At 41.6% G+C, this 26,175-nt stretch carries 31 protein-coding genes; 15 read left to right on the top strand and 16 right to left on the bottom strand.

All coding sequences use genetic code 11. The annotated features are described in order from the left end of the window. Positions 1-122 precede the first annotated feature (122 nt). The 6 genes from ACEN9X_RS10670 to ACEN9X_RS10645 form a co-directional block, all read right to left on the bottom strand. Positions 123-512 (bottom strand): VOC family protein, encoded by a 390-nt coding sequence (locus ACEN9X_RS10670; RefSeq protein ID WP_413670356.1) that lies wholly within the window; start codon positions 510-512, stop codon positions 123-125. A gap of 16 nt (positions 513-528) precedes the next feature. Continuing rightward, complete coding sequence (locus ACEN9X_RS10665) at positions 529-729, bottom strand: helix-turn-helix transcriptional regulator (protein ID WP_413670355.1); 201 nt, start codon at positions 727-729, stop codon at positions 529-531. Further along, a complete protein-coding gene (locus tag ACEN9X_RS10660; RefSeq protein ID WP_413670354.1) occupies positions 726-1,163 on the bottom strand; it encodes a hypothetical protein in 438 nt (145 codons plus the stop codon). Before ACEN9X_RS10660 ends, ACEN9X_RS10665 begins: the two co-directional genes overlap by 4 nt. A gap of 4 nt (positions 1,164-1,167) precedes the next feature. Then, positions 1,168-1,623, bottom strand: coding sequence for a hypothetical protein (locus ACEN9X_RS10655; RefSeq protein ID WP_413670353.1), 456 nt, complete (start codon positions 1,621-1,623; stop codon positions 1,168-1,170). Between the two features lie 165 nt (positions 1,624-1,788). Then, positions 1,789-2,316 carry a ribosome maturation factor RimM gene (gene rimM, locus ACEN9X_RS10650; RefSeq protein ID WP_413670352.1) on the bottom strand — a complete coding sequence of 176 codons (528 nt, stop codon included), beginning with the start codon at positions 2,314-2,316 and terminating at the stop codon, positions 1,789-1,791. Between the two features lie 121 nt (positions 2,317-2,437). Continuing rightward, positions 2,438-2,959 (bottom strand): 30S ribosomal protein S16, encoded by a 522-nt coding sequence (locus ACEN9X_RS10645; protein WP_413670351.1) that lies wholly within the window; start codon positions 2,957-2,959, stop codon positions 2,438-2,440. Positions 2,960-3,154: 195 nt separating this feature from the next. Here ACEN9X_RS10645 and ACEN9X_RS10640 point away from each other — a divergent pair, with 195 nt between their 5' ends. Then, the gene (locus ACEN9X_RS10640) at positions 3,155-3,691 is read left to right on the top strand and encodes a 5' nucleotidase, NT5C type (RefSeq protein WP_413670350.1); all 537 of its coding nucleotides are present in this window, start codon (positions 3,155-3,157) and stop codon (positions 3,689-3,691) included. A gap of 54 nt (positions 3,692-3,745) precedes the next feature. After that, entirely contained in the window at positions 3,746-5,098 is a 1,353-nt protein-coding gene (locus ACEN9X_RS10635) for a PAS domain S-box protein (protein WP_413670349.1), read from the top strand. Positions 5,099-5,151: 53 nt separating this feature from the next. On the opposite strand, the gene pfkA is transcribed toward ACEN9X_RS10635, so the two are convergent. From pfkA to ACEN9X_RS10615, 4 genes are all read right to left on the bottom strand, one after another. Next, positions 5,152-6,132 (bottom strand): 6-phosphofructokinase, encoded by a 981-nt coding sequence (gene pfkA / locus ACEN9X_RS10630; protein WP_413670348.1) that lies wholly within the window; start codon positions 6,130-6,132, stop codon positions 5,152-5,154. Positions 6,133-6,278: 146 nt separating this feature from the next. Continuing rightward, complete coding sequence (locus ACEN9X_RS10625) at positions 6,279-8,036, bottom strand: protein-disulfide reductase DsbD family protein (RefSeq protein WP_413670347.1); 1,758 nt, start codon at positions 8,034-8,036, stop codon at positions 6,279-6,281. Between the two features lie 23 nt (positions 8,037-8,059). Beyond that, positions 8,060-8,512 carry a protein-disulfide reductase DsbD domain-containing protein gene (locus ACEN9X_RS10620; protein ID WP_413670346.1) on the bottom strand — a complete coding sequence of 151 codons (453 nt, stop codon included), beginning with the start codon at positions 8,510-8,512 and terminating at the stop codon, positions 8,060-8,062. A gap of 12 nt (positions 8,513-8,524) precedes the next feature. Then, on the bottom strand, positions 8,525-9,256 hold the full coding sequence (locus ACEN9X_RS10615; RefSeq protein ID WP_413671129.1) for a biotin--[acetyl-CoA-carboxylase] ligase: 732 nt from the start codon (positions 9,254-9,256) through the stop codon (positions 8,525-8,527). Positions 9,257-9,345: 89 nt separating this feature from the next. Here ACEN9X_RS10615 and rsfS point away from each other — a divergent pair, with 89 nt between their 5' ends. The 3 genes from rsfS to ACEN9X_RS10600 all read left to right on the top strand — a co-directional run bounded on the left by rsfS (position 9,346) and on the right by ACEN9X_RS10600 (position 12,617). After that, positions 9,346-9,720: a ribosome silencing factor gene (rsfS, locus tag ACEN9X_RS10610; RefSeq protein ID WP_413670345.1), complete on the top strand. Its 375-nt coding sequence runs from the start codon at positions 9,346-9,348 to the stop codon at positions 9,718-9,720. Positions 9,721-9,810: 90 nt separating this feature from the next. After that, the gene (gene ftsH, locus ACEN9X_RS10605; protein WP_413670344.1) at positions 9,811-11,922 is read left to right on the top strand and encodes an ATP-dependent zinc metalloprotease FtsH; all 2,112 of its coding nucleotides are present in this window, start codon (positions 9,811-9,813) and stop codon (positions 11,920-11,922) included. Between the two features lie 56 nt (positions 11,923-11,978). Then, on the top strand, positions 11,979-12,617 hold the full coding sequence (locus tag ACEN9X_RS10600) for a LutC/YkgG family protein (RefSeq protein WP_413670343.1): 639 nt from the start codon (positions 11,979-11,981) through the stop codon (positions 12,615-12,617). Positions 12,618-12,733: 116 nt separating this feature from the next. On the opposite strand, the gene ACEN9X_RS10595 is transcribed toward ACEN9X_RS10600, so the two are convergent. Next, positions 12,734-13,819, bottom strand: coding sequence for a metallophosphoesterase (locus ACEN9X_RS10595; RefSeq protein ID WP_413670342.1), 1,086 nt, complete (start codon positions 13,817-13,819; stop codon positions 12,734-12,736). Positions 13,820-13,969: 150 nt separating this feature from the next. Between ACEN9X_RS10595 and ACEN9X_RS10590 the strand changes: the two genes are divergently transcribed. From ACEN9X_RS10590 to ACEN9X_RS10565, 6 genes are read left to right on the top strand one after another with little or no spacing between them, the layout of a single operon-like run. Next, positions 13,970-14,341: a hypothetical protein gene (locus ACEN9X_RS10590; RefSeq protein WP_413670341.1), complete on the top strand. Its 372-nt coding sequence runs from the start codon at positions 13,970-13,972 to the stop codon at positions 14,339-14,341. Between the two features lie 53 nt (positions 14,342-14,394). Next, positions 14,395-15,054: a hypothetical protein gene (locus tag ACEN9X_RS10585; protein ID WP_413670340.1), complete on the top strand. Its 660-nt coding sequence runs from the start codon at positions 14,395-14,397 to the stop codon at positions 15,052-15,054. Next, positions 15,018-15,848 carry a sensor histidine kinase gene (locus ACEN9X_RS10580; RefSeq protein ID WP_413670339.1) on the top strand — a complete coding sequence of 277 codons (831 nt, stop codon included), beginning with the start codon at positions 15,018-15,020 and terminating at the stop codon, positions 15,846-15,848. The genes ACEN9X_RS10585 and ACEN9X_RS10580 overlap by 37 nt, the downstream gene beginning before the upstream one ends. Continuing rightward, positions 15,814-16,455: a response regulator transcription factor gene (locus ACEN9X_RS10575; protein WP_413670338.1), complete on the top strand. Its 642-nt coding sequence runs from the start codon at positions 15,814-15,816 to the stop codon at positions 16,453-16,455. Before ACEN9X_RS10580 ends, ACEN9X_RS10575 begins: the two co-directional genes overlap by 35 nt. A gap of 29 nt (positions 16,456-16,484) precedes the next feature. Further along, on the top strand, positions 16,485-17,555 hold the full coding sequence (locus tag ACEN9X_RS10570; RefSeq protein ID WP_413670337.1) for a PA0069 family radical SAM protein: 1,071 nt from the start codon (positions 16,485-16,487) through the stop codon (positions 17,553-17,555). A gap of 50 nt (positions 17,556-17,605) precedes the next feature. After that, on the top strand, positions 17,606-17,791 hold the full coding sequence (locus ACEN9X_RS10565) for a hypothetical protein (RefSeq protein ID WP_413670336.1): 186 nt from the start codon (positions 17,606-17,608) through the stop codon (positions 17,789-17,791). Here the strand turns inward: ACEN9X_RS10565 and ACEN9X_RS10560 are convergent. The 5 genes from ACEN9X_RS10560 to ACEN9X_RS10540 all read right to left on the bottom strand — a co-directional run bounded on the left by ACEN9X_RS10560 (position 17,784) and on the right by ACEN9X_RS10540 (position 21,399). Continuing rightward, complete coding sequence (locus ACEN9X_RS10560) at positions 17,784-18,194, bottom strand: DUF2809 domain-containing protein (protein ID WP_413670335.1); 411 nt, start codon at positions 18,192-18,194, stop codon at positions 17,784-17,786. The two genes, ACEN9X_RS10565 and ACEN9X_RS10560, sit on opposite strands and share 8 nt — an antisense overlap. Positions 18,195-18,257: 63 nt before the next feature. Further along, entirely contained in the window at positions 18,258-19,112 is an 855-nt protein-coding gene (locus ACEN9X_RS10555; protein WP_413670334.1) for a hypothetical protein, read from the bottom strand. 51 nt (positions 19,113-19,163) lie between these two features. Then, positions 19,164-19,907, bottom strand: coding sequence for a zinc ribbon domain-containing protein (locus ACEN9X_RS10550; protein WP_413670333.1), 744 nt, complete (start codon positions 19,905-19,907; stop codon positions 19,164-19,166). After that, positions 19,907-21,004 carry a Nif3-like dinuclear metal center hexameric protein gene (locus tag ACEN9X_RS10545; protein WP_413670332.1) on the bottom strand — a complete coding sequence of 366 codons (1,098 nt, stop codon included), beginning with the start codon at positions 21,002-21,004 and terminating at the stop codon, positions 19,907-19,909. Before ACEN9X_RS10545 ends, ACEN9X_RS10550 begins: the two co-directional genes overlap by 1 nt. 32 nt (positions 21,005-21,036) lie before the next feature. Beyond that, entirely contained in the window at positions 21,037-21,399 is a 363-nt protein-coding gene (locus ACEN9X_RS10540; protein ID WP_091209948.1) for a TM2 domain-containing protein, read from the bottom strand. Positions 21,400-21,531: 132 nt separating this feature from the next. On the opposite strand from ACEN9X_RS10540, the gene ACEN9X_RS10535 reads away from it, so the two are divergent. From ACEN9X_RS10535 to ACEN9X_RS10520, 4 genes are all read left to right on the top strand, one after another. Next, positions 21,532-22,512 carry an NAD-dependent epimerase/dehydratase family protein gene (locus tag ACEN9X_RS10535; RefSeq protein ID WP_413670331.1) on the top strand — a complete coding sequence of 327 codons (981 nt, stop codon included), beginning with the start codon at positions 21,532-21,534 and terminating at the stop codon, positions 22,510-22,512. Between the two features lie 3 nt (positions 22,513-22,515). Continuing rightward, entirely contained in the window at positions 22,516-23,307 is a 792-nt protein-coding gene (locus ACEN9X_RS10530; protein ID WP_413670330.1) for an SDR family NAD(P)-dependent oxidoreductase, read from the top strand. A 4-nt stretch (positions 23,308-23,311) separates the two neighbouring features. Next, entirely contained in the window at positions 23,312-23,587 is a 276-nt protein-coding gene (locus tag ACEN9X_RS10525) for a hypothetical protein (RefSeq protein WP_413670329.1), read from the top strand. Positions 23,588-23,747: 160 nt separating this feature from the next. Beyond that, positions 23,748-26,096, top strand: a complete 2,349-nt coding sequence (locus ACEN9X_RS10520) for an ABC transporter permease (RefSeq protein ID WP_413670328.1) — start codon at positions 23,748-23,750, stop codon at positions 26,094-26,096. Positions 26,097-26,175: the final 79 nt, after the last annotated feature.

Raw genomic sequence — 26,175 nt, 5'->3', positions numbered from 1 at the left:
ATTGAAAAATTATGTCATTGCGAGGAGGTACGACGAAGCAATCGCATGCTATACAGGGCGGCTATGCTTCCGTGCGGTTGCCACGCTGCGCTCGCAATGACATATTTATAAAAGTGCTGTATCTATATTGCCTTCTCAATCATCCATCTATGCCCGAAAGGATCAACAAAATCACCCTGGCGGTAGCCATAGTCCCAGTCTGTTACTTCGGATGCTATTTTGGCGCCGGCTTGCCTTGCCTGTTCCATCACCGCATGCACATCATCAACAAAAAGACCGATGGTAACGCTGGTCGCCTTTACGGTATCCGGACAAAGTACGGCCGTTCGTTCCGTTTCCTCATGCAGGTGGAAAATAGTACCATCTATCGAAAGTTCCGATACATGGATGCTGCCATCGTCATTACTAAAGCGCCTTAGCTCGACCGCACCCAAGGCTCTAATGTAAAAGCTGATATCAGTTACACCATGCGGAATGGCTAACTGCGGCGCGAAAGTTGGTTTTGTTGCCATGGCTATATTGGTTTGGTTAATCCTCGTCGTCTAAAGAAAAAACATCTTCAACAGGTTTGCCAAATACGCGGGCTATTTTTAAAGCCAGCACGGTAGACGGCACATACCTGTTACTTTCGATGGTATTGATGGTTTGCCGCGATACCCCGATAAGCTCTGCCAGTTCGGCCTGGGTAATGTTCTTGATAGCGCGTTCAACCCTGATGTTATTTTTCATGCCTGCCCCTCTTCCTTATTGATGAGGCGGTTGTTTTGGAAAATCTTCCACCTGAAACGCACGATGAAAAACACAAGCGGCACCAATAAATTTAAAAACAAAATATGTTCGGTGTCTTTACTTAATATTAAACTCACCACCAAAAGTATATAATTTACATAAATAGCCCACTGCAGCGAGTCGAGCCGGAGTTTGAAGATCTGTTCGTCTTCAATGCGCTCTTTGGCGAAGGCGATAAAAAACAGGCCTATAGCCATCAGCAATGTTGTGGTCATGAAAAAGATGTGATGGCTGTTAAACAGATTATCGCTTACAGGTTCGTCGTGCATGCTAAAGCCCATTTCTTTTTTAAATAGCACAATGGGGATATGGATCAGGAACAGTGCAAGCCCCAAATACCTGAACCAATGCGGGAATAGAAAACGTGATTTCATTTCTTTATATGATTTCTGATTTCAAGGAACGGTTAAGCCGGTATATAACCCACTTAAAACGGATAATGAAGAAAACCAGGGGTGTCCATATATTAATCATTACCACTTTTATAAAATCGATGTTGCTTAAAAAAGCCACACTAATGATTATAAGTAAATAGTTGAAATAAACAGCCCATTGTAATGAATCTAATCGTAATTGACTTATTTGTTCGTCTTCGATTTTTTCTTTTGAAAATGCTATAAAGAGCAAACCTGATATTACTAAAATGAAAGCTATCGCTAAAAGAATATGCTCACTGTTTAGCAAACCCGAATTATCGGCTATCCTCATTGCCGGGCTTTGATTATTATAGCCATTATGTAGTATCTTTTTTAAAACCATTAAGGGAATGTAGGCCAACAAGCATAGGTACCCAACAAGGCGGCTTTTATGACTAAATAAAAAACGTGGTTTCATGATTGTAAAGTTTGATTTACCAAAAGTAAAATAAACTTTACAAATGTCAAATATATTTGACAAAATATTTTTTTGAAATCTATCCAATAAAAAATGCCCGTGGGGACACGGGCATTGGATTCAAAAATCTTGTTTCTTTATTCTAAATTCTTGTATCTAAAACAACTAACCTTCCAGATAAATATCCAGCAATCCTTCCGGCAGATCAATATAAATCTCTCCACCTTCTACATCGATGCCTTTAATTATTTCAATATTTAAAGGAAAAAGCACCTCTTTGTTTTTGTATTGCACCGTAGCTATCAACTGCTGAGGATACTCTTGTACGGCTATTATTTCACCCAGTTCGCCGTGGGTTTCATCTATGGCAATAAAACCTTCCACATCGTTCAGGGTAAACTCGCTTTTCTTTTTCTTTGGTTTTAGCTTGTTTGGCAGATAGATATCACGTTTAGCCAGCACTGCTGCTTTTTCGATGGTATCAACGTCTTCCAGGTTAAGGTAGGCGTTGTTTTTTTGGAGGTATTTTATTGATGATACGAAGTAAGGGATCAGCTTACCCGCGATATCAATAAATACAGCATCGAATTTAATGTTTTCGATGCCATCAAAATCAACATATATCTGCAGCTCACCTTTTAAGCCTTTGGTTTTTAGTACGCTGCCAATCCTGAAATGATCTTCAGTTTTCATTTAAAATATGGTTAAACAATAATGGCGAAGCTGTTTGCCTCGCCATTATCCGGATTTAAGAAATCAAACGTAAGGATTCAAGATATAATACTTCTTGCGTTCTGTACGCTTAATCAATAAATTATTCTGCGCTTTCAGCTTCTTCAGTTGCTGCATCTTCTGCAGGAGCTTCTTCTTCGGCAACAGGAGCGTTTTTAGCAGCAATAGCAGCAGCTTTTTCTTCGCTCTTTTTAGCTTCAGCAGCTAAAGCAGCTTTGCGGGCTTCGTCTTTAGCAACATTAAGGCTGGTTTTTTTACCGGTGATTTTGCCTTCTTTTTGGTCAAGCCATTCAGCAAATTTAGTTTCCAGTTGCTCTTCGGTTAAAGCACCTTTTTTAACACCACCTTGTAAGTGTTTTTTGTACAGCACACCTTTGTATGAAAGGATAGCACGACAAGTATCAGTAGGCTGGGCACCGTTGTTAACCCAATCTAAAGTTTTGTCGAAATTGATGTCAATAGTTGCTGGGTTTGTGTTTGGGTTGTATGAACCTAAACGCTCAATGAAGCGCCCATCACGTGGAGCGCGTGAGTCTGCTACCACGATGTAATAAAAAGGTTTACCTTTTTTACCGTGTCTTTGTAGTCTGATCTTAGTTGCCATTGTAAATTTTTATGTATTCAACATTATCCCCGGAGTTCTTTCTGCGGGGATGCAAAGGTATTAATTTTTATCATAAATAAAAATGGTTGATAATTAATTATTTACCTTTTAAGTGGATGACTGTTTTTGCTGATCGATTGTCGTTTTTTAAAACTTAACATTGCAGTAGTTTAAAAAAATTGCAATTTACCTGCCATGAGCATCAACAGGAAAACACGGATAGCTATTGATATGGATGAAGTTATTGCCGATACCATTGGCAAATTCATCACTATGTATAAAGAAAGGCATGGCGAAGAAATAAGCCTGGGCAATATGGAAGGCAAGGAATTCAGGGAGATCCTGCCACCGCATCTAAGCGAAACCCTGAGGGTTTACATCAACGAACGTGGCTTTTTCAGAGATATCCCCGTGATGCCCGATGCGCAGGAAGTGGTGAAAGCCCTTCATGAAAAATATGATGTGTATATAGCATCGGCTGCTATGGAATTTAAATATTCGCTGGAAGATAAGCAGGAATGGCTTAAAGAGCATTTTCCTTTCATCTCCTGGACAAACATTATCTTTTGCGGGCACAAGATTTTGGATGTAGATATCATGATTGACGACCGGATTAAAAATTTCGCCACATTTAACGGCCGTAAAATACTTTATACCTCGCCGCATAATATGCTGCTTACCGATTATGAGCGTGTAAATACCTGGAAAGAAGTTGCTGCAAAGTTATTGTAGTTATTTGTTTATCATCTAAATAGCTATATCTTTAAGTATTCACGATTTGTTTACATGTTTAACCCCAACCCGGCTGCAGACGGAAATTGCACCATCGTTTTTGATACCGACGAACAGAAATACCTGTTTGTAAGCGAAAGCTTTTACGGCCTTTTTGGGGTAGGTGCCGGTCACCTCCATCAAAATCTTGATTTTTTGACCGGGCTGGTAAACCCTGAAATATTTGACGGTATAAAGCAGCTTACCGATAGGCTTGCCATGAACGAGTCGATCCAGATAACTTATCACCTGCAGGCCGGCCAAAAGCAGCTAACCGAAAAACGGACACTTGCTACCGATGCGCTTACAGGCCATAAAGTTATATTGAGTAATATTACTTCTGCCCTGGAAGGCGTTCGCACCCCGATCCCTTTTATCAAGCCCGGGCTGAGCGAGCAGTTCCTTCATTCCCTTATTGATTCGTCAACCAACTTCCTGGTAAGGATAGATATCAATGGCAAATTTAGCTTTGCTAACCGCCTTTTTTTTAGCGCCTTCGGATATGATGAGGCTGATATCATAGGTCATCATTTTTCAAAAACAACTATACCGCAGGATGCATATCTGTGCGAAGAGGCTTTTATAAATTGTATTACTAATCCGGGTAAGATTATCAGGCTTGTTCATAAAAAGCCGGCTAAAGACGGAAGCTTATATGATACCGAATGGGAATTTGTATCTATGACCGATGATAGCGGTGCGGTGGTTGAAATACAGGGCATAGGCCGGGACATTACACCCCAAATGCAAATACAGGAAGAGGTTTTGCAAATGAAGGATAGTCTTGAAGCATTGATCAACAATACCCATGACCATATCTGGTCGGTTGATAAGAAGTTACGTTACTTGTACATGAACCAGGCCTATGTGGAGCAGGTGACTTACTTAACAGGTGTAAAGCCGTGCAAGGGGCAATACTCTTATAAACATGAAGGATTTAGCAAGCAAATAATTGATGACTGGACTGTTTATTACAACCGCGCTTTAAGTGGGGAACGGTATGATATTATCAGTGAAAGTATAGACCCTGTAAGTGGGCAGCGTTTGTACTATGAAGTTAGTTTTAATCCTATTTATACTGCGGCCGGCGATATAATAGGCGCAGGATGTTTTGGTCATAATATTACCGAGCGGCTCAAAATACAAAAAGAGCTTGTTAGCCAGAACGATCGTTTAAGAAACATAGCTTCTTTAAGCTCGCATGAGCTGCGCCGGCCCGTAGCAAGCATGCTTGGGCTTATCGGTCTGATGGACCATGAAGATTTTTATAACCCCGAAAATAAAGAGATCATAGCGCACCTGTTTACCGTAAGCGCCGAAATTGATACTGCCATAAGGCTTGTTGTTGACAGTACTATTGTCAAATAAAACAGCCCGGATGTTGAAGTCCGGGCTGTTTTCATTTATCGTTTTAGCCGAAATTACATAGAAAGCATTTCAACCAGCTTAATCATGTTAGGATCAATGCCCTGGTGATGCTTGATGGCATGCTCAAAAGGCGTATAAGCTATTTCGCCGTTGATGAGGCCTATCATTTCGTTGCGGTGCCCATCTCTCAAAGCTTCAACGGCAGCAGCGCCAACGCGGCTTGCCAGTACCCTGTCCATACAGCTTGGTGCACCACCGCGTTGGATGTGGCCCAAAATGGAGATGCGGGTATCATAATTAGGGAATTTTTCCTGTACCAAACGGCCAACTTCAAATGCCCCGCCTGCGGTATCATCGCCTTCGGCAACAATGACAATACGTGATGTTTTGTCTTTACGGCCAAACTCAAGACGGTTAAACAATCCTTCGAGCCCGGTTTTGCTTTCGGGGATCAGGATAGCTTCGGCACCGGTAGCAATACCGGTACGTAAAGCGATCAGGCCCGAGTCGCGGCCCATTACTTCAACAATGAATAAACGGTCGTGTGATTCGGCAGTATCCCTGATCTTGTCTACAGCGTCAACAACAGTGTTAATTGCTGTATCATAACCAATAGTAAAATCGGTACCAACAAGGTCGTTATCAATTGTGCCTGGTAAACCTACCACCGGGATGTCATATTCGCTGCCAAAAACCTTAGCTCCGGTAAATGTACCGTCGCCGCCAATGGCCACCAATGCATCAACTTTGTTTTTTACCAGTTGTTCATAAGCATTTTTACGGCCTTCGGGTGTTCTGAAATTATCGCACCTTGCTGTTTTAAGTATAGTACCGCCACGCTGTATAATATTTGAAACGGATTTACGGTTCATGGGAACAAATTCGCCTTTACCCATGCCGTCGTAACCACGGCGAATCCCCGTGACTTCAATTCCGTAATACATTGCGGCACGTACTACCGCCCTTATGGCAGCGTTCATTCCGGGTGCATCACCACCAGAAGTAAAAACGCCGATATTTTTGATCTGAGTCATTTTTTTGTTTTGGTTATAAACAGGCTAACCTATTCATAACTAATTAGGGTTGTAAATATTGTTCGTTATTCAAACGCCGCACCTAACCAATAAAGCACGGAGTTTGAATTTTGCGCGAATTTACACTTATTTTTTGAACCCGATCCCTATTTTTTGTAAGCAGCTAAGCCACTATCCAAAAATTTAAGGTAGCTGGCTATGTCATAATTTGCAGGCGATGTTGGTATCTCGGCACCCGAAGCATCTTTAAGCAAATTGCCATCGCCATCAAGCATTACATACAATGGCTGCGAATTTGAGTTAAAGCGCTGGGCTTCCAGGTTACTCCATTTGCCGCCAAGTGTAGTGATCTTTTTACCGCTGTAATCTGATACAAACTGTTCGTTTACAGGTAATTCTGCTTTGTCGTCAACAACAAGCTGTAGCAGCACAAAATCATTTTTAATGCGGCTAAACACCTGCGGATCCGACCATACGTTGGCTTCCATTTTACGGCAGTTAACGCAATTAAAACCTGTAAAGTCAATGAGTATTGGTTTATGAAGAGCCTTTGAAACCTGTAAAGCCTGATCATAATCATACCATGCATCCAGGCCTTTGGTTTTTATACGGGTATAGTTGGCAGCATATTTACGTTCACCGATGCTTGCTGGTATAGCTGCCGATGAGCTTGCCGCTGCTGATCCAGAACCGTCCGGAATGTTAGAAAGGTTAAAATCCTGCGTAGCCTCTGGAGGTAAAAACGCGCTAATTGATTTTAAAGGCGCTCCCCATAAACCAGGAATCATGTAAATAACAAACGCAAATACAATTATAGCCAGGAAAGTACGTGGGATGGTTAAGTATTTAACATCGCTATCGTGCGAAAACTTGATCTTACCGATCAGGTAAAGGCCAATCATCAAACCAATGGCTATCCACAGCGATAAAAATATTTCACGGTCAAACCAGTTCCAGTGGTAAGCCAAATCTACATTTGATAAAAATTTCAATGCAAATGCAAGCTCCAGGAAACCCAATACAACTTTAACACTGTTAAGCCATCCGCCTGATTTTGGCAGGGTTTTAAGTGCCGAAGGAAATAGCGCGAATATGGTAAAAGGTAAAGCTAAAGCCAGCGAAAAGCCAAACATGCCCATTGCCGGGCCAAGGCGGTCGCCTTTTGAGGCCGCATCAACCAGCAATGTACCTATAATAGGCCCTGTGCAGGAGAAAGAAACAACAACGAGGGTTGCTGCCATGAAGAATATACCTGCCAGGCCGCCTTTATCCGAATTTTCATCAAGCTTATTGGCCAGTTTGCTTGGCAGCACAATTTCAAATGCTCCCAGGAACGAGATACCAAACACAATGAGCAGTAAAAAGAAGAAAATATTAAATATGCCGTTTGTGGCCAGTTCATTAAGCGCATCTGATCCAAAAATGATAGAGATCAACAAGCCTAACGTAACATAAATTACGATGATTGATACACCGTAGATAAGCGATTGCATAACAGCCTTGCTTTTGCTGCCACTTTTTTTGGTAAAAAAGCTTACAGTTAAAGGCAGCAATGGATAAATACAAGGCAAAATTACCGCGGTGAAGCCGCCTAATAAACCTTCAATAAAGATCTGCCAAAGTGATTTTGGCTTTTCTGCTGTTTTTGAAGCACTGGCACTTGTTTTAGTAACCTTGGCCGCTTCTGCCTTTTTTACCGAATCGGCTTGCTTTTTCCTGATGGCTATGCTGTCAGCTGCGGTAGGGATATCTGTAAAAGTAACATCGGCAGTTGACACTGTAGTGTCGGCTGCTTTTTTTTGTATAGCATAAACCGGGTTTGTTCCGGCTATGTTAAGGACAATCAGGGTAATTAATGTGATAAGTCCGGCGCGCAGGTAAGCACCTTTATTGAATAATTTCATGACTACTGTTAAGGTGTGCTGAATTATTTACCTAAAGGGATAGTGAAATCAACATCTTCCGGTGGCAGGCATTTCATATCGTTACAGGTCATGTAGGTTAGTTTGCCTGTAACTGCTGTTGCTTTGGGCGATTTTAAACTGATTTTTTGGCTGAAAACAACTTCCTTTTCAAAATAGCTTACATTCATGCTGAATGCTTTTTCGTATTTGGTTACCGGTGTAGGCTCGGTAGTTTTGCCAACGGCTGCATATAATTTTGATGGGGTAAAATCAAATGAAGTTTTTATTGGGCCTCCGTCTTTTACGGTTTGTGAATAAATGTGCCAGCCGTTTTGTATGGTTGCTTTTAAAAATACCACAGCTTCTTTATCATTTACCTTTTTTGCCGCGTATGACCACCTCACCGGCGATTCGATCTGGGCGTAAGCGCCAACGCTGATGATAAGCGCGGTTACCAATACCAATAGTTTCTTCATTTGCTTTTTTTATTATTTATTTAAAAATTTCAATTCCTTAAGGTTAAACTCCAGTTGTTGCCCGTTGGTATCTTCAATAACCAGCAAGCCGTTTGGCAGTACGTTTTTTATGATGCCATTAAAAACCTTTTCATTTGACTCAAAACTTTTAACCTCGTTTAACCAGTATAGTCGGCTTAAGTAAGTATTCCTTACAAAGTCAATTTGGCCGGCCTTCAGTTTGAGGTAGTATACTTCAAGGTGCTTGCAAATTTCCGATAATAACACTGTTAAATCATAATCCTTTTGTAAGATTTGTTTGACAGAAGTGGCATTTGAGGCACCAGGCGGAAAGTTTTCCTGATTTATGTTCAATCCTATGCCAATAACCGAGTCTTTGAGCTGCCCGCTCTGTATGGTATTTTCAATGAGCATGCCGCCAAGTTTTCTGTCGCCGTAATAAATATCGTTAGGCCATTTTATTTTTAGCTGATCACCTAAAATAGGTTGCAGGGCATCATATACGCCTAAGCTCGCCGCGAGGTTAAGATCAAACTGGGCATTTACAGGCAAAAAATGCGGTTTTAACAGAACGCTGAAAGTAAGGTTTTTTCCGGGTTCGCTGTGCCAGGTGTTTTGCTGTTGGCCCCGGCCGGCGTATTGCTCTTCTGCCATAATGACCGTACCTTCGGGTACTGGCTTGGAATTTGACAGTAGATTTTTAAGAAAACTATTTGTTGAGTCAACTTGTTTAATTGTTACCAAATTTTGACCAACAAATAATCCTGAAAATATGTTATTTTGCAAAGTGTAATAATTTTATACTCAAAAACGTTCAAAACTAATTCTTTTTGATGGTAAAAAGCAAAGTGTTAAGTGAATCTGCCTATATTTCAGAGCTGGCAATACATGGTATCCAGGAAAAAAAAGGCAATGATATTATTAGGTTAGACCTCCGTAATATATTCAGTTCAGTAGCAGATTATTTCGTGATCTGTCATGCTGATTCGTCGACACAGGTAAAAGCTATAGCAAATAGCATTGAGGATGAAATTTTCAAAGCCACCCAAGCCGAACCCTGGCGCAAAGAGGGAATTGAGCATGGCGAGTGGATATTGCTTGATTACGTGGATGTTGTGATCCATGTGTTCAGGACCGATAAACGTGAGTTTTATGGTGTGGAAGATTTGTGGGGCGATGCAGATATTAAATATTATAAAAGTGCATAAACATCCGTCACAAAAAGGCTCAACGCATAGTCTTACTGTTACCGCGTAAAATTTAAATTATAGATTGTAAGTTTGAGCTCGTTAAAAGAAATGAAAGATATTAAAGATTCTAAATCAGAAAATCCAAGACCTATCCGTAAAATTGTGAACAAGAAGCCCTCACCAAAACCGCCCAAGTTCAATATCATGTGGTTATATGGTATTGTTATCCTGGCCTTTTTATTGATCCCGGCCTTGTTGAACGGCGGATCGGGCAAACCGGTTACTTTCCAGGAGTTTGAAGCCAACATGCTGCGCACCAATGATGTTCAGAAAATTGTGGCTTACAAAAGCGGTGACCTGGTAATGGCCGATGTTTATATTAAACAGCAAAGTTTGTCAAAACCGTATTTTGCTAACAACATCTCAAAAGAAAAAAGCTTTTTCAATACAAATCCTAACAGCGGCCCGCAGTTTACTTTTACCGATGCTTCTTACGAGAGCCTGAAAAAGTCAATCGCTGATGCCCAGAAAGATGTACCGGATGACCAAAAAGTATCACTGCAATTTGAGCAGGGCCATGAAAGCCTGTTATCAAACTGGTTGGTACAGGGTGTTATCATGGTGATATTGTTTGCCGGTGTGTGGATCTTTATCATGCGCAGGATGAGCGGTGGTTCGGGCGGTGGTCCGGGCGGCCAGATCTTTAACATCGGTAAATCAAAAGCTACCTTGTTTGACAAAGAAGCCCAGGTAACCGTTACCTTTAATGATGTTGCCGGTTTGGAAGAGGCTAAACAGGAGGTAATGGAAATCGTGGATTTCCTTAAAAATCCTAAGAAATATACCAACCTGGGTGGTAAAATCCCTAAAGGTGCGCTGTTGGTAGGTTCACCGGGTACAGGTAAAACCTTGCTTGCTAAAGCTGTGGCAGGTGAAGCGCAGGTGCCTTTCTTCTCACTTTCGGGTTCGGACTTTGTGGAGATGTTTGTAGGTGTGGGTGCATCACGTGTACGTGACTTGTTCCGCCAGGCAAAAGATAAAGCACCGTGTATCATCTTTATTGACGAGATTGATGCTATCGGTCGTGCCCGTGGTAAAAACAATATTGTAGGTGGTAACGATGAGCGCGAAAACACCCTGAACCAGTTATTGGTTGAGATGGATGGTTTTGGTACCGATTCGGGTATCATCATATTAGCTGCCACTAACCGTCCGGATGTACTGGATTCAGCATTGTTGCGTCCGGGACGTTTCGACAGGCAGGTATCTATCGATAAACCGGATTTGATCGGTCGTGAGCAGATCTTTAAAGTTCACCTGAAACCAATTAAATTATCTGATGGTGTTGATGCCAAAAAATTATCAGCCCAAACTCCTGGTTTTGCCGGTGCCGAAATTGCTAACGTTTGTAACGAGGCCGCGCTGATCGCTGCCCGTAAAAATAAGGAGTCGGTTGATATGACCGATTTTCAGGATGCTATTGACCGTGTTATAGGTGGTTTAGAGAAAAAGAACAAGATCATCTCTCCTGAAGAGAAACGCATTGTTGCTTACCACGAAGCTGGTCACGCTATTGCAGGCTGGTTCCTGGAACATGCCGATCCTTTGGTTAAGGTATCTATTGTTCCCCGTGGTGTTGCAGCCTTAGGGTATGCGCAATATCTGCCAAAAGAGCAGTTTTTATACACTACCGAGCAATTGCTTGATGAAATGAGCGTATCAATGGGTGGCCGTGTTGCTGAAGATATCGTTTTCGGTAAAATCTCGACCGGTGCACTGAGCGATCTGGAGCGTATTACCAAACTTGCTTATGCCATGACCAAAATTTATGGTATGAATGATAGCGTTGGTAATGTATCATTCTACGATCCGCAAGGCGAATACCAGTTTAACAAACCATACTCAGATACTACAGCCGAAATGATTGACGCTGAAGTGCGCAAACTGGTTGATGTGGTTTATCAAAAAACCAAAGACCTGCTGAACGCTAAGCGCGATGGCCTTGAAAAGATAGCTCAAAAACTATTGGAAAAAGAAGTGTTGTTCCAGAGCGACCTGGAAGAGATATTGGGTAAACGTCCGTTTGATGAACGTACAACTTATGATAAGTTTGTAAACGGAGAAGCTGCGTTAAACCCCGATGTGGATAACAACGCTATTCCTGACACGCTGACTAATCCTGAACTTTCAAGAATAGACAGCGAAGATCCGAAACTTTAATTTTTTAATTATAATACAAAGCCACCGGCAAAGCTGGTGGCTTTTCTTTTTTAACCATGAGGGATATCACTACATCAAAAGAAAAACTGCTTAAAAAAATCAGGAAAGCGCTTTTGGAGAAAAGGGATAACCCATACCCTCAACTGGAAGACCTGCCCCTTTACCCAGCTACGGATGAAATGCCGGAGGTGATATTTGCCGAGCAGTTTACCAATGTAGCCGGCCAGTTTGTTTTTTGTGAGGATGAACTACAGTTTATTGAAAACCTGCTTACCCTTGCCGAAGAACGTAAATGGCACAAAATATACTGCTGGGAGCCTAAACTACAGGACATATTAAACCAGTTTGAATACCCCCACTACGAAACCGATAAAGACTTTGAACAGGCCGAAGTAGGTTTTACCCTTTGCGAGGCTTTGATTGCCCGGAATGGCAGTATCTTACTCTCTAACGGTAACATGGCGGGCAGAAGGTTAAGTATTTACCCTTCGGTTCATATTGTACTCGCCTATACATCCCAAATGGTTATGGACCTGAAAGATGGTTTTAAGCTTATTAAAGCTAAATATGGTAATCAGCTACCGTCCATGATCAGCACTGTAACCGGACCAAGCCGCACTGCCGATATTGAAAAGACACTGGTTTTAGGTGCACACGGCCCTAAAGAGCTTTTTGTTTTTATGCTGGAAGGCTGACCGCTGATTTTTTGATTTCGTTGGTTTTTTCTTTTGGGGATTACACTGATTGATTTTTTGATTTCTCCGATTGAGGTTAGCCTGTTGCCTTTTACCTTTCGCCTTTTACCTCGGTCTTAAAACAATTCCTCTAACCTGCACTCCTCCAGTATTATCCTTTCGCTTTGATTTTGTGCGTTGTATTCCCATTTAATTAAACGGATTTGACCATCGGCAATTTCAATGCCTGTTATATCGCCGTCATCATAGCAACAACAACCGCTGTTGAAATAGCTTGGATCGCATGTGCTGAAATCGGGAACAATATCACCTTTTATCTGCCTGTTTACAATTTGTTTGTTTAGTTCATCGGCCAGTTTATCGTCTCCTGACTTTCTTGCTTTGGCAATATCGTTATAGAGCCTTTCGAGATGGGTTAGCGACCTGAATACCGGCTGATGGGTGTGCCCGGTTATAAGCAGTGTGTTTTTTTGCCTTTGGCTCCATTCGTACATAATGCGGTTGTGATCTGTTTTGAGCAGATCATTATTTGCCGGGGTATTAGGATTGATTTTAAGATAAGCCTGGAAAGGCGCCCAAATATTGGATACAAACCATTTACTGAACCAATTGCCATCGCTTTGCAAATCGCCCTGGTGGCCGTGCGTCATGAATATATTTAAAAGTTTGCCATTAATTTGAGTTTGTAAAACGGCCCCTTCATAAATCTTGATTGCTTCGTCATAAATCTGCTTTAAACCTGCAGCTGCTAAGGGATCATTATCCCAGTACAGGTCATGATTGCCGAAAATTTTTATGAAGGCCTTGCGTTGAATGAATCGCTTTTCGCTTTCAAATGTGGCTTTGTTGTACTTTTTTATGGTGATGAACAGGTTTTCCCAAAGCTCCTCGCTATCGCCGAGGTTAATGTAGAAAAACTGTTGTTGGTGATAGTAATCAAGCGCTGTAAGGTAGTTTCTCTCTGCAAGGGCAAAGATGTCCATATCGTCCCGGGCGCCTTTATGCTGATCGGAGAGGATAACAAATTTATCTTTTTCTGTATCAAAGGGTATTACAAGGCCTTTTTTGCCCGAAGCTGTGAGCAGGTTTTTGAATAAGCGGTTCAATGATCTGTTTACCCTTTTCTTATCCGGCCTCGAAGATAATCTATCGGCAAGGCGGGCCACGGGTTTTGTTAACAGTTGCTGCAGAAACTTACGCATGGTTTTTTAACATATAATATAACTGATTGTGTTGTGGGTTAATAGTTGATTTTTGGGTGTTTAAACGGGATATAATACGGTGAAATAACGGATAGGTTGTTTTAGTATAATTAGTTAGATTAGGCCTGATTTAAAGACACCCTAAATTATATGGAACCTATTGACTTAAAAACAGCCAGGGAAATGGTAGCCCGGTATAAGGAAACCCGTAAAGCAGTTATTGACAAACATCATGAGGTTAACGATACGGAATCGACATGGATTTCGATTGATAAGCTGAAGGATTTTGTTAATAATTTACCGCCTGAAGCCACTGGTGTAAGGTTGCATTTCGGAGTTCATGATGCCGATCATAGCAATGCACCGCACCAAACGTCGGTTGCTATAGTTGGCACTGTCGCCGGCGCGGGTAAAGATGAACATATTGATGCAATACAAAGTGACCAGGTTGCAAACCTGTCGGTAAACGGGCTGGCCGCTTTAAGCAGCGGAAGAGAATGTCCGCCTATGTGCCAGGGATAGAATAAATCAACCAGTTTCATGAATGCTAAAGTATATATGTTATTTTAGCATTCATGCTGGAGAATTTTTACTATGTAATGGATGTGGTGGCTTTTGTATGCTGCCTTTTTACATATAAAGGGCTTGATAAGAACTTTAAAAGATTATTGCCCTTATTGAGCTTTTTGCTTGTTTATGATTTTGTGAACATTTTTGGCTGGCTAAACATTTATCATTCAAACGCGTGGTGCAATAATATTGAAGACATACTGTTGTTTGCCTTTTTTACATGGTTTATTCAGGGGTTTGACGAGCGCATTGAAAAACGAAAGAAGGTTTATATAGGTGCCGGCTTAGTTATTTTGCTATCAATACTGGATATATTATTTGTACAAGGCGGGATATGGAAAAGGGCAACCGCAGCTACTGTTATACAAAATCTGTTCTTGATATGGATGATCTGTAATTATTACTATCGTCTCCTGAACAATGATAGCGACGAGTACATCGAGCTGATAACCCACCCCCCTTTCCTGGCATTAACGGGTATATTTTTTTATTACTTATCCACTACGTTTTTTTACTCATGTTTTAGTTATATGGTGTATCGGAACAATTATCATTTTTATTTGATAACGGCCACACTGCTTAACCTAACAACTTTTGCATTGAATTTTTTATTTTCAATAGCCTTTATATGCTCTTTCAGGAAGAACAGGTTATCCTCGTTATAATAGCAGGCTCGGCACTTATGCTGTTGCTGGGCGTATTTATAATTAGCTTTATGCTGATATATCAAAAAAAGCAGAACAAAAACCTGCTTGAGCGCGAAAACCTTAAAGCCTCATTTAAGCAGGAAATGCTAAAAACCCAGATAGAGATCCAGGAGCAAACACTTAATGATATCAGCCGCGAAATTCATGATAACATTACGCAGGTTTTGTCATTTGTAAAATTAAATCTGGGCTTACTGAACAATAGTCTCGATGAGGAAAAAAAGGCGCGCGTAAACGAAAACCGCGAGCTGGTTTCGCAAACCATTAATGATTTAAGAAACCTTTCAAAAAGTATGAGTTTTGAGCATATCAGTTCGCAGGGGCTTATAAAAACGCTTGAAACAGAAACCGATCGTTTAACCCGGAGCGGTATTATTAATGTTGCTTTTGAGGTTGAGGGAGATGTGTACAGTTTGGGCGAACAGCGCGAGCTGGTAATATTCCGCATTTTCCAGGAGGCTGTAAATAATACTTTAAAATACGCTAAAGCAGCTAACCTTAAAATCGGTTTGTATTATACTGCACAAATGTTTAATTTGCTCATCGAAGATGATGGTGCTGGTTTCAATACCGAAAAGGTTGATAATAAGGGCGGTTCGGGATTGCGGAACATTGAAAACAGGGCAGCTTTAGTAGGCGCAGACGTAATTATTACCAGCTCGCCTGGTAAGGGTTGCCAGATAAAATTGTCGTTCAATCCCCTGGTACAACAAATTTATGCTAAAGGAACCCATTCAAATAGCCTTAGTTGATGATCATAAGCTCTTCAGGAGTGGTATGGCCGCTCTTGTCACCAATTTTAAAAGATACAATATACTATTTGAGGCCGCAAACGGGCAGGAACTAATTGATTCCATTAATAAGGGCATGGTTCCTGATATTATACTGCTGGATATCAGCATGCCGGTTATGGATGGCGTTGAAGCAGCGCAAGTGCTCAGGGCTAAACATCCCGGTGTCAGGGTTATTATATTATCCATGTTTGAAGACGCCGAAAAGGTGCTGCTCATGGTGAAAATGGGGGTTAAAGGCTACCTGCTCAAGGATTCTGAACCTTACGAAGTTGAAGAGGCCCTTTTGAAGGTTTCGCAGGGGGAGCTTTATTATCCCGAATTTGTAACCCGCCACCTGATCACCAATTTCAACAGCAAATTAGAGAATATTAAGCTTAACCCGCGCGAGATTGAGTTTCTGCGCCTTACCGGTACCGAGCTCACCTATAAAGAAATTGCCGACACCATGAATATCAGCGTGCGTACCGTTGATAGTTACCGTGATCAGCTTTTTGAGAAACTTCAGATCAAAAGCCGCGTAGGGTTGGTTTTATACAGCATAAAAAATAAATTGATTGAATTGTAATTTGCTAATAAATTTAGCAAATTTGTTCAATGTCACATGAGGAAAATCCGGATTTTTTTAAGGGACGAGGGGCGCAGGTAAATACCCACAATAAGTTTCTGAAAAACAAGTATGTACTTGATCATATCGAGGGAATTGACGAGCCTTTGCTTGAAAATTCCAACACACAGCTTTTTGAAGAAACACCCAAAAAAATAGTAAGCGAATCCAATAGTCCCGATCTGAGCCATATGTACTCCATAAACCCTTACCAGGGTTGTGAGCATGGTTGCATATATTGTTATGCCCGAAACAGTCATGAGTATTACGGCTTTAGCGCCGGGCTTGACTTTGAACGCAAGATCATCATTAAACCCAACGCGCCGGAATTGCTTGAGCAATATTTCAACAAAAAAAATTATAAGCCGGTTTGCATTATGCTGTCGGGTAACACCGATTGCTATCAGCCTGTTGAACGTAAACTGGGGATAACGCAGAAGCTGTTGGAAGTTTTTTGGAAATATAGAAACCCGGTAAGTATCATTACCAAAAATAACGTGATCCTGCGGGATATCGATCTGCTTGCTGATATGGCCAAGCTGAACCTTGTGCATGTCAATGTATCCATCACCTCTCTTAATGAGCAATTGCGTCAAAAACTGGAACCCCGTACAGTAACAGCGACAGGCAGGCTGGCGGTGGTGCAGAAGCTATCTGAAAGAGGGATTCCTGTGCGCGTAATGGCTGCTCCTATTATTCCCGGTTTAAACAGTAACGAAGTACCCAACATCATCCGTGCCGCGGCTGACCGTGGCGCTTTGGCGGCAGGTTTCACCATGGTGCGCCTCAATGGGAGCATTGCCGAAATTTTTAGCGACTGGATTTACAAAGCCTTCCCCGACCGGGCCGAAAAAGTATTGAATATGATCCGTTCAACGCATGACGGCAACTTAAATGACAGCGATTACGGCCGCCGGATGAGCGGTGATGGCAAAATAGCCGAATCCATCCATCAAATGTTTAAAATGGCCTGTAAACGCTTTATGGCCGACAGGCAGATGCCGGAATATGACTATAGTTTGTTTGTACCGAAGAAGGGGAAGCAGACGAGTTTGTTTTGAGATTCTTTAACGAAATGGATTTTTTGTAAACTTGATAAAAGTGTATAGCAATGGTATTAATATTAAAAAATGGAGCGCCAAGAAAAGAGATAAGGGCTATTGAGAAAAAAGTTTATAAAGAAGCTCCGGTTACTGGTTTCGATGCAAAAAAATACAACGGCGTGATTTCCTTAAACGAGAGCGCAATGGCTATTCAAGCCAAACTTAGAAATGAATGGAAAAGAGATTTTAGTTGATTTCTACTTTATGTAATTTACTTAAGAAATAGACATCAATCCCAGTCCCCATTCCTACCCCAATCGCATAACACAACAAATCACTCCACAAAAAACCTTCACCCAACACTAACCTGCCAAACAAGGTGTGTCGCAGGTCATTTATCCAGGGCGCTTTATAAAGCTGGCTAAACTCTATCGCAAAGCAAAATATCAAAGCTACTATCACATTGAATTTAACAGACTTGTTGATAAAAAGAAACCGCATGATAAAGTAAACCATGGTAGCCCATAAAATATCGCCGATAAATAAAGGAATAGCGGCAAAATGCCTTGATAATAGCCCCAGGACTATGGCAATTATAATGAGAATGAAATAAGTAATCCGGTTCTTCTTGAACTTCATCTTTTTATGAATGGTCATTACTTTACTTGCATAAGTTAATCATAGTTTTAAAAAGGGGTGATTGGGAATTAAAATATGGTTTTAACAATAGTAGGGAATAAATACGAATGAAGCGTATTCATTACCCTTTTTGGATCTTGTAAAATTCTTATCCGCAAGCTTAACCTCAAATACAATACCCTTTGATTGTAAATTAATGATTTTAACAGTATCCGGCTTTTGAAGGTGTACCTTATTAAGGGTATAGTTAGGTTTAGTTAATATTTTCTGATCGTCGGAGAGCTGATCGGCAATTCGTTCAGATAGTATTGCTTTATAGTTTTTAAGTATTTCCCGTTTATGTTTATTTTCGTAAGCATTCAGGAAGGCATTGAATTTTGTTCGTTTACCGGCATCAAATATATAGTTAGCTTCAATGAGCCTGTTTTTTTTAAGGTCGATGTTCAGATATTCGATATAAGGTGAAAGCAAATCTCTTCCATGGTAGTCTAACCTAACCTTATAACTTAGTATCCTTGAGTTTGAAAATAAAATGGCAGTTTCAATCTGTTCCGTTGGTGTAGAAATACTGTCATTAGACCGATCGACCTGGGCGGTAAATAGTTTTTTTAAGGCAGTTTCGGAGCTTAGGTCTGGCTTTGGGTCAGATAATATCCATTCACTGGCTTTTAGAATAAGCAAGTTGAGCGGATTATAAATTTCTCCTTTTGTGTTTTGTGAAAGCAGAATAGTACTTTCTGTTTCACAATCAGGCAAACAATTTAGCTTATAAGCCGTCCAGTTGATTTTGCCATTATTATTTTGACCGAATGCTTTAAAGGATACCGGTACTAATAGACAAAGAAGACCAATGATAAAGTTGATTTTTGAAGCCGCTTGCGTTAGGTTTGGCATTGATTGATTTTGACAAAGCCAATATATAAATGATTGAAACAAAAAAGGCACCCATTGGGTGCCTTTGATATATTTAACTTTATAAATGGTTGCTTATGCTTCTTCAGCTTCCAAGGCCATTTGCTCGTCAACAAGGATCCGTCCGCAATGTTCGCAAACGATGATCTTTTTACGCTGACGGATGTCTGACTGGCGCTGAGGCGGGATTTGGTTAAAGCAACCAGAGCATGAATCACGTTGGATGGTTACAACTGCAAGGCCGTTTTTAGCATTTTGACGTAAACGGGTGTAAGCAGTTAATAAACGCTCTTCGATGTTGTCCATAGCTTTTGCAGCCTGGGCATTCAACTCAGTTTCTTCTTTTTCAGTTTCGGCAGTAATGGTGCCTAATTCTTCTTTCTTTGCGTCAAGGTCGCTCTGACGGGCTTCCAAATCGGCAAGGGCTTTTTCGTAAACCTGGGTTTTGTTGGTGATCTCGAAGCCGTACTCACGGATCTTCTTTTCGCTCACCTGTATATCTAAGCCCTGAATCTCAATTTCTTTTGAGATTGCGTCATATTCGCGGTTGTTTTTAACCTCGTTTAGCTGGCCTTCGTATTTTTTGATGTTTGCCTGAGCTTCTTTGATCAGGTTTTTACGGGTAACTATGTCATCTTCCACATCGTCAAGTTCACCTTTGATCTTTTGGATGCGGGTTTCAAGGCCTGCAACGTCGTCCTCAAGGTCGGCAACTTCCATTGGCAATTCGCCCCTTACCTGGCGGATCCTGTCAATCTTGGTGTGGATAGTTTGTAGCTCGTATAAAGCTTTAAGCTTTTGTTCTACGGTTTGTTCCATTAAATAAAATATTTGACGGGGTTTGTATTTACTTCTGTTAAACGGACGGCAAAGATAGGGAATTTTTTTCTAATTATTTCATACAATAATTGCTGCGTAAATTGTTCACTTTCAAAGTGTCCGATATCTGCAATAACTATCTTTCCTTCGGCATCAAAAAACTCGTGATACTTGTAATCGGCAGTGATAAAAACATCAGCTCCGGCAGCTATGGCATGCTTCAGCAAAAAGCCTCCCGAACCACCGCAAACCGCCACTTTTTTAACGTGTTTACCCAATAATTTAGTATGCCGTATCACATGCGTGCGCATCTTATCCTTTACATGAAACAGGAAACTTTCCTCGTTGATTGGTATTTCCAGCTCACCTATCATACCCGAGCCAACCTGCTGATGCTGGTTGGTTAAATTATAAAGATCATAGGCAACTTCCTCATAGGGATGGGCCAGGATCAGTGCCATCAGAATTTTGCTTTCCAGGTTGGCCGGATAAACGGTTTCAATACGCACCTCGTTTTCCTTGTGGCGTTTACCGACTTCGCCAACGTAAGGATTAGCAGCTTCATTGCCCTTAAAGGTGCCGGTACCTTCGGTATTAAAACTCACTTCGCTATAATTGCCAATGTTGCCGGCACCTGCATTAAACAATGCGTCGCGTACGGCATCGGCATGGCTCAACGGAACATAGGTAACCAATTTTTTAATCAGGTTATGTTTGGGCAGTAGTATGCGGGTGTTCTTTAAACCCAAAGTTTCGCAAATACGGGCGTTAACGCCTGTCATGATACTATCCAGGTTGGTATGAATGGCATATATCGCGATCCCTTTACGGATAGCTTTTTCAACCACACGCTCTACATAAGTTTTGCCGTTGAATTTTTTCAATCCCTTGAAAACTATAGGGTGGTGAGATATGATCACCTGGCAACCGGTAGCGATAGCTTCGTCAACCACAGCTTCGGTACAGTCAAGCGAAACAAGCGCCTGGCTCACTTCCTGGTCGGGGTTACCAACTATCAAGCCAGAATTATCATAATCTTCCTGGTAGTTGAGTGGCGCAAGGCTTTCGAGGTATGCAGTCAGGGCTGATAATTTCATTAATCAAGTATAACAATAAATAATGGCGTTAGTTAGCTGCTCATTTTAGCCATCTGGTAGCTTTCATAAGCCATGTTCTTATTATACTCCAAAGTTATCGACTTATTGTTGATCAAATCTACAATAGTACCTATAACGCAAAGTCCTCCTGTAAAAAAGTAAAGGATGCCCATACCTATCTGGCCCAATACAAAACGCTGAATCCCTGCAAAGCCAACAAAACCAAGCAGGGTAAATAATAATATATCCTGTGAGTTTTTGCGCTTGTTGCTGTAAACCATGTAGAAATATTTCTTTTGATTTTCGGTTAAATCGGGTGTTGCATGTTGTAAAAAGCCCAACTCCTCGGGCGAAAAACCGGCAAAAGTATTATAGGGGTCTTGTGGTGAACTCATGTTTGGTAAAGGCTTTGTTATTGCTATGAGTCAAATTTAAATATTTACCGCATTAAAACTATAGGTTAAAAAATGATTTAAAAATTCTTTCCCTTACATAGGGGTAAACCTGTATCCGGTTGTAATACCTGTATGAAAGTTTTAGTAACCGGCGCAACAGGTTTTATTGGCAGGCAGCTAAGCCTGGATTTGGCTATGCAGGGCTACGATGTTAAAGCCTTATGCCGCAATATCGATCATCCCTATCTAATAAAGCATAAAAATATTGAACCGGTTACAGGGAATATCCTGTATCGGCAAAGCCTGGGCAGAGCAATACAGGATTGCCATCAGGTTTATCACACAGCAGCTATGGCCAAAATGTGGTGCCGCAATCCTGATGATTACCATGAAACCAATGTTGTAGGCACCCGTAATGTGCTTGAAGTTGCCGCTAACGCTGGTGTGCAAAAAATTGTCTACACATCAACCTGCGGGGTATGGGGCCCAACGGTGAAGCATCCCATGAGCGAGAGCGATCCACGCATAGCGGGCTTTCCCATCGCATATGAGCGTACCAAATACCTGGCCGAACTTGAGGTGCAAAACTTTGCAAAGCAGGGAATGCAGATAGTTACCGTAAACCCATCGCGCGTATATGGCGAAGGGCCTGTTACCGAGAGTAATACAGTGGGCAAAATGGTTTCGGCCTATTTGCGGGGCAAATGGCGTTTTATTCCAGGTAGCGGCGAGCAGGTAGCTAACTATGCTTTTTTAAATGATGTTGTTAACGGACATATAGCTGCCATGGAAAAGGGCCGGAGTGGCGAGCGCTATATTTTAGGTGGAGAAGATATCAGCTTTAATACTTTTTTCAATGTGATACATGAGGTGTCAGGTAAACAGCATCGCCTCGTTCACCTGCCTTTAAAAGCGATTGAATTTTATAGTCATATTGAAAAGTTGAAAACACAACTTACGGGCTTGCGTCCTTTCTTTTTGCCTGAATTTGCCGAGCGCTTAAAGTACGATCAGAAATACAGCAGTAATAAAGCCATAACGCAACTGGGTTACCGGATAACCCCTTTTACCGAAGGAATGCACAAAACAATTAATTACCTGATACAAGCCTGAATCATGATAAACCAAACCGCCATCATAACCGGCGCCAGCGAAGGATTGGGCAAATCGTTTGCCATTGAACTGGCATCGCGGCAAATAAACCTGGTATTGGTATCGCTGCCTTCATCGGGTTTGCCCGAGCTGGCATCCTTTATCCGCAAAAACTTTGAGGTTAAAGTAAATTATCTGGAAATTGATTTAACACTTGCCGAAAGTTACCCGGCAATTTTTAATTACCTTAGTGATGAGCAAATCACGGCGCATCTGCTTATCAATAACGCAGGCCTGGGCAACTGGTCGTGGTTTGAAGATCTCAACATCGGTTTCTATAAAAAGCAAATTGAACTAAACGTGATTACACCTGTACTGCTTACACGCTTGTTTCTGGCCCAGACCGATACCTCGGCTACTTCATATATATTAAATGTAGGCAGTTTGGGCGGTTTGTTTGTGGTGCCTAAAAAGCAGGTTTATGGTGCAACCAAATCATTCATCAGGTATTTTACCAAATGCTTGCAGCTGGAACTGCATGGTTCAAACGTAAAGATCAGCCTGCTTAGTCCTGGAGGTATTAATACCAAGCCCGAACTGCTGGTGATGAATAATAAGCTCAAAGGTATATCAAAGGCAACCATTATGGAGCCCGGGCACGTAGCACGTATAGCGGTGGATGGTTTGCTGAAAGGAAAAAAAGAGATCATCCCCGGTATGATAAACCGGATGCTTGTTTTATTAAACAGTTTGCTGCCTGCCGGTGTTAAAGAAATCATTATAAGACAGCGACTGGCCACCATTATTAAAAGCTGACAGCATGATCATTTCATTACTTACCTATAGGCATATTAAAAATCTTTGCAGCTTTTTTAAGCGCACGCGCAATAGCTTTAAGCTTATTAATAACGAGCGTATTGTTATTATTTCGGGCAGCATGCGCGGGTTGGTGCTGTATTTTGACCGCGATGCCTGCGAGGTAAAAAATGGCGAAACAGACTTTATAAGTATCGATATAACCCGCGATTTTTCGGTAGATATGCTGATGCGGATCCTCGTGAACCACAATATGATAACCCCTGTTTTTGAAGGCTGATAGCATCCCTGCTCTTAATTAAGCCGTTACATAAGTGAACACCTGCCTGTCCGTATCCGAACGGTAGTAGATTGTGTTGTTTGTTTAAGTTGTTGATAAATAGGCGTTTAATATATTGGCATTGTTTTATCTGCCGTACAAACAGATAAAATGGATTTTTATGCTGAAGAACTATATCAAAACGGCCTGGCGTAATCTCATTCGTAATAAATTTTATTCGGTGATCAATATTGCTGGGTTAACTGTGGGCCTTGCCATCGGAATCCTCATCTTGCTTTGGGTGCAGGACGAGTTTAGCTTTGACAGTTTTCATAAAAACGCGTCCAATATTTATCGGGTAGAACTTTTTGGTGGTACCGGCGCATCAAAACAGATCTGGCAGGTTACCGTTGCGCCGATGGGCCCTTTGGCTAAACAGGAGCTGCCCGCTGTGCAAAACCAGGTGCGCCTTACCGATAACTGGCTTTTTTCATTGTATAAATACCAGGATAAAGTTTTCAGTGAGCAGGCGGTTGGTTTTGCCGATCCATCGCTGTTTACCGTATTTGATTTTCCGCTGATTGAGGGTAATAAGGCAAAGCCTTTTGTAAGCGATAATTCGGTTGTGATCACAAAAAGTACAGCAAAGAAATATTTCGGGAGTGCGGATGCCATTGGAAAAGTTATTGTTGCCGATAATAAAGAGAACTTTACGGTATCGGGTGTTATTAATGATTTTCCACTTAACTCAAGTATTCATTATGACATGATCATGCCCATGAGCTATCATGTTAAGGTCTTTAAAGTTGATGTGAACCATGATTTTAGTAATTATGCTTATGAAACCTATTTGCAGCTAAGGCCCGGCACATCATTAAAACAGCTATCGGCCGATTTGAATAGCATTCACCTGAAACGGAAGCCCGAGGATACCGATGCTGACTATCTCGTGCTGCCCATCAGTAAAATGCATCTTTACAATGCCGACGGCACCGACCGCGGTATCAGCACTGTACGCATCTTTATTATTATAGCTTTAGTAATACTGGTTATTGCCTGTATTAACTATGTTAATCTTTCAACAGCGCGGGCCATGCTGCGGGCCAAGGAGATCAGCATGCGAAAGATTATCGGCGCAGCAAAAACACAATTGTTTATGCAGTTTGTCATCGAAACGGCCTTGTTGTTCATGCTTTCGTCGGTTTTGGCGGTGCTGGTAATTTATAATGTGATGCCGGTATTTAATACAATTGCAGGCAAGCAGCTGGTGTTTAATCTTTCCGACTTCCACATCTGGCTGGTTATCGCAGGAACAATAACCGCTACCCTGCTATTATCCAGTATTTACCCGGCATTGTTGCTTTCATCTTTCGAACCGTTGAAGGCACTTAAAGGCAAAATATCAAACGGTATTGGCGATGTGCTTTTCCGTAAAATACTGGTGGTAGTGCAGTTTACCTTTTCGGTAGTGCTTATTGTGAGTACTTTGGTTATTACCCGGCAACTCAAGTACATCCAGTCGAAAAATTTAGGGTACGATAAAAGCCGCGTTTTTGGTGTTTGGCTGCGCGATGCCTCAAGGCATTATGATGCCGTAAAGACCGAGCTTTTGAAGGAACCCGGTATAGAGGCCGTAACCCATGCAACGAGCAGTATCATTAGTAGCGGCATGATATCGGGGGATAATTCATGGGATGGCAAGGCGCCAGGCCAAACATTTATCCTTCACCCTATGGGGATAGATAAAGACTTTATCCGGTTTTTTAAACTCAAAATGCAGCAAGGCGGCAGCTTTACCGGTGCTGTAGCAGATTCCACTCATTTTATACTTAACGAAGCAGCCGTAAAGGAAATCGGGATGAAAAACCCTATCGGCAAGCATTTCCGTTTCCAAAAAACAAACGGAACCATCATCGGCGTAATTAAAGACTTTCATTTTGCCAGCCTGCGCGAGAAAATTGCGCCTGCTATTTTCTTTTATCGCCCTGCTGTTTATCAAACCATGTATATAAAAACCAGCACCAATAATGCTGCCGCAGCTATAGCCGCAGTGGGTAGCCAGTTTAAACAATACAACGGCGAGTTTCCTTTTTCTTATAACTTCCTGGACGAAGAATTCAATAACCTTTACCAGGGCGAACAGCGTGAAGGAACTTTGTTTAACTATTTTGCAGGGATTGCAATTTTTATCTCCTGCCTTGGCCTGCTTGGTTTGGCGGCCTTTACCGCCCAGGTGCGCACCCGCGAAATAGGCGTGCGCAAAGTTTTAGGCGCAACAGTAGGCAGCGTGGTTACCCTGTTGGCTAAAGATTTTATCAAGCTTGTGTTGATAGCTATTGTAGTAGCTTTTCCGATAGCATGGCTGGCTATGAGCCACTGGCTTGATGCTTTCGCCTACAGAGTGGGTATTAGCTGGACAACTTTCCTGTTATCTGCAGTTATTGCCATATTGATAGCCTTTATTACCATCAGTTTTCAATCGATTAAAGCCGCACTGGCTAATCCGGTTGATAGTTTGAGGAGGGAGTAGCTTAAATGTTTCTCCCTCCTGACAAATTGTAGAGTCCAGACTTACGAAGTTTTCAAAACTTCGTAAGTCTTCAACTGTT

Origin of the sequence: Mucilaginibacter sp. Mucisp86 (assembly GCF_047324315.1) — a bacterium.
Lineage (GTDB): Bacteria > Bacteroidota > Bacteroidia > Sphingobacteriales > Sphingobacteriaceae > Mucilaginibacter.
This window is presented reverse-complemented; position numbering and strand designations above follow the sequence as displayed.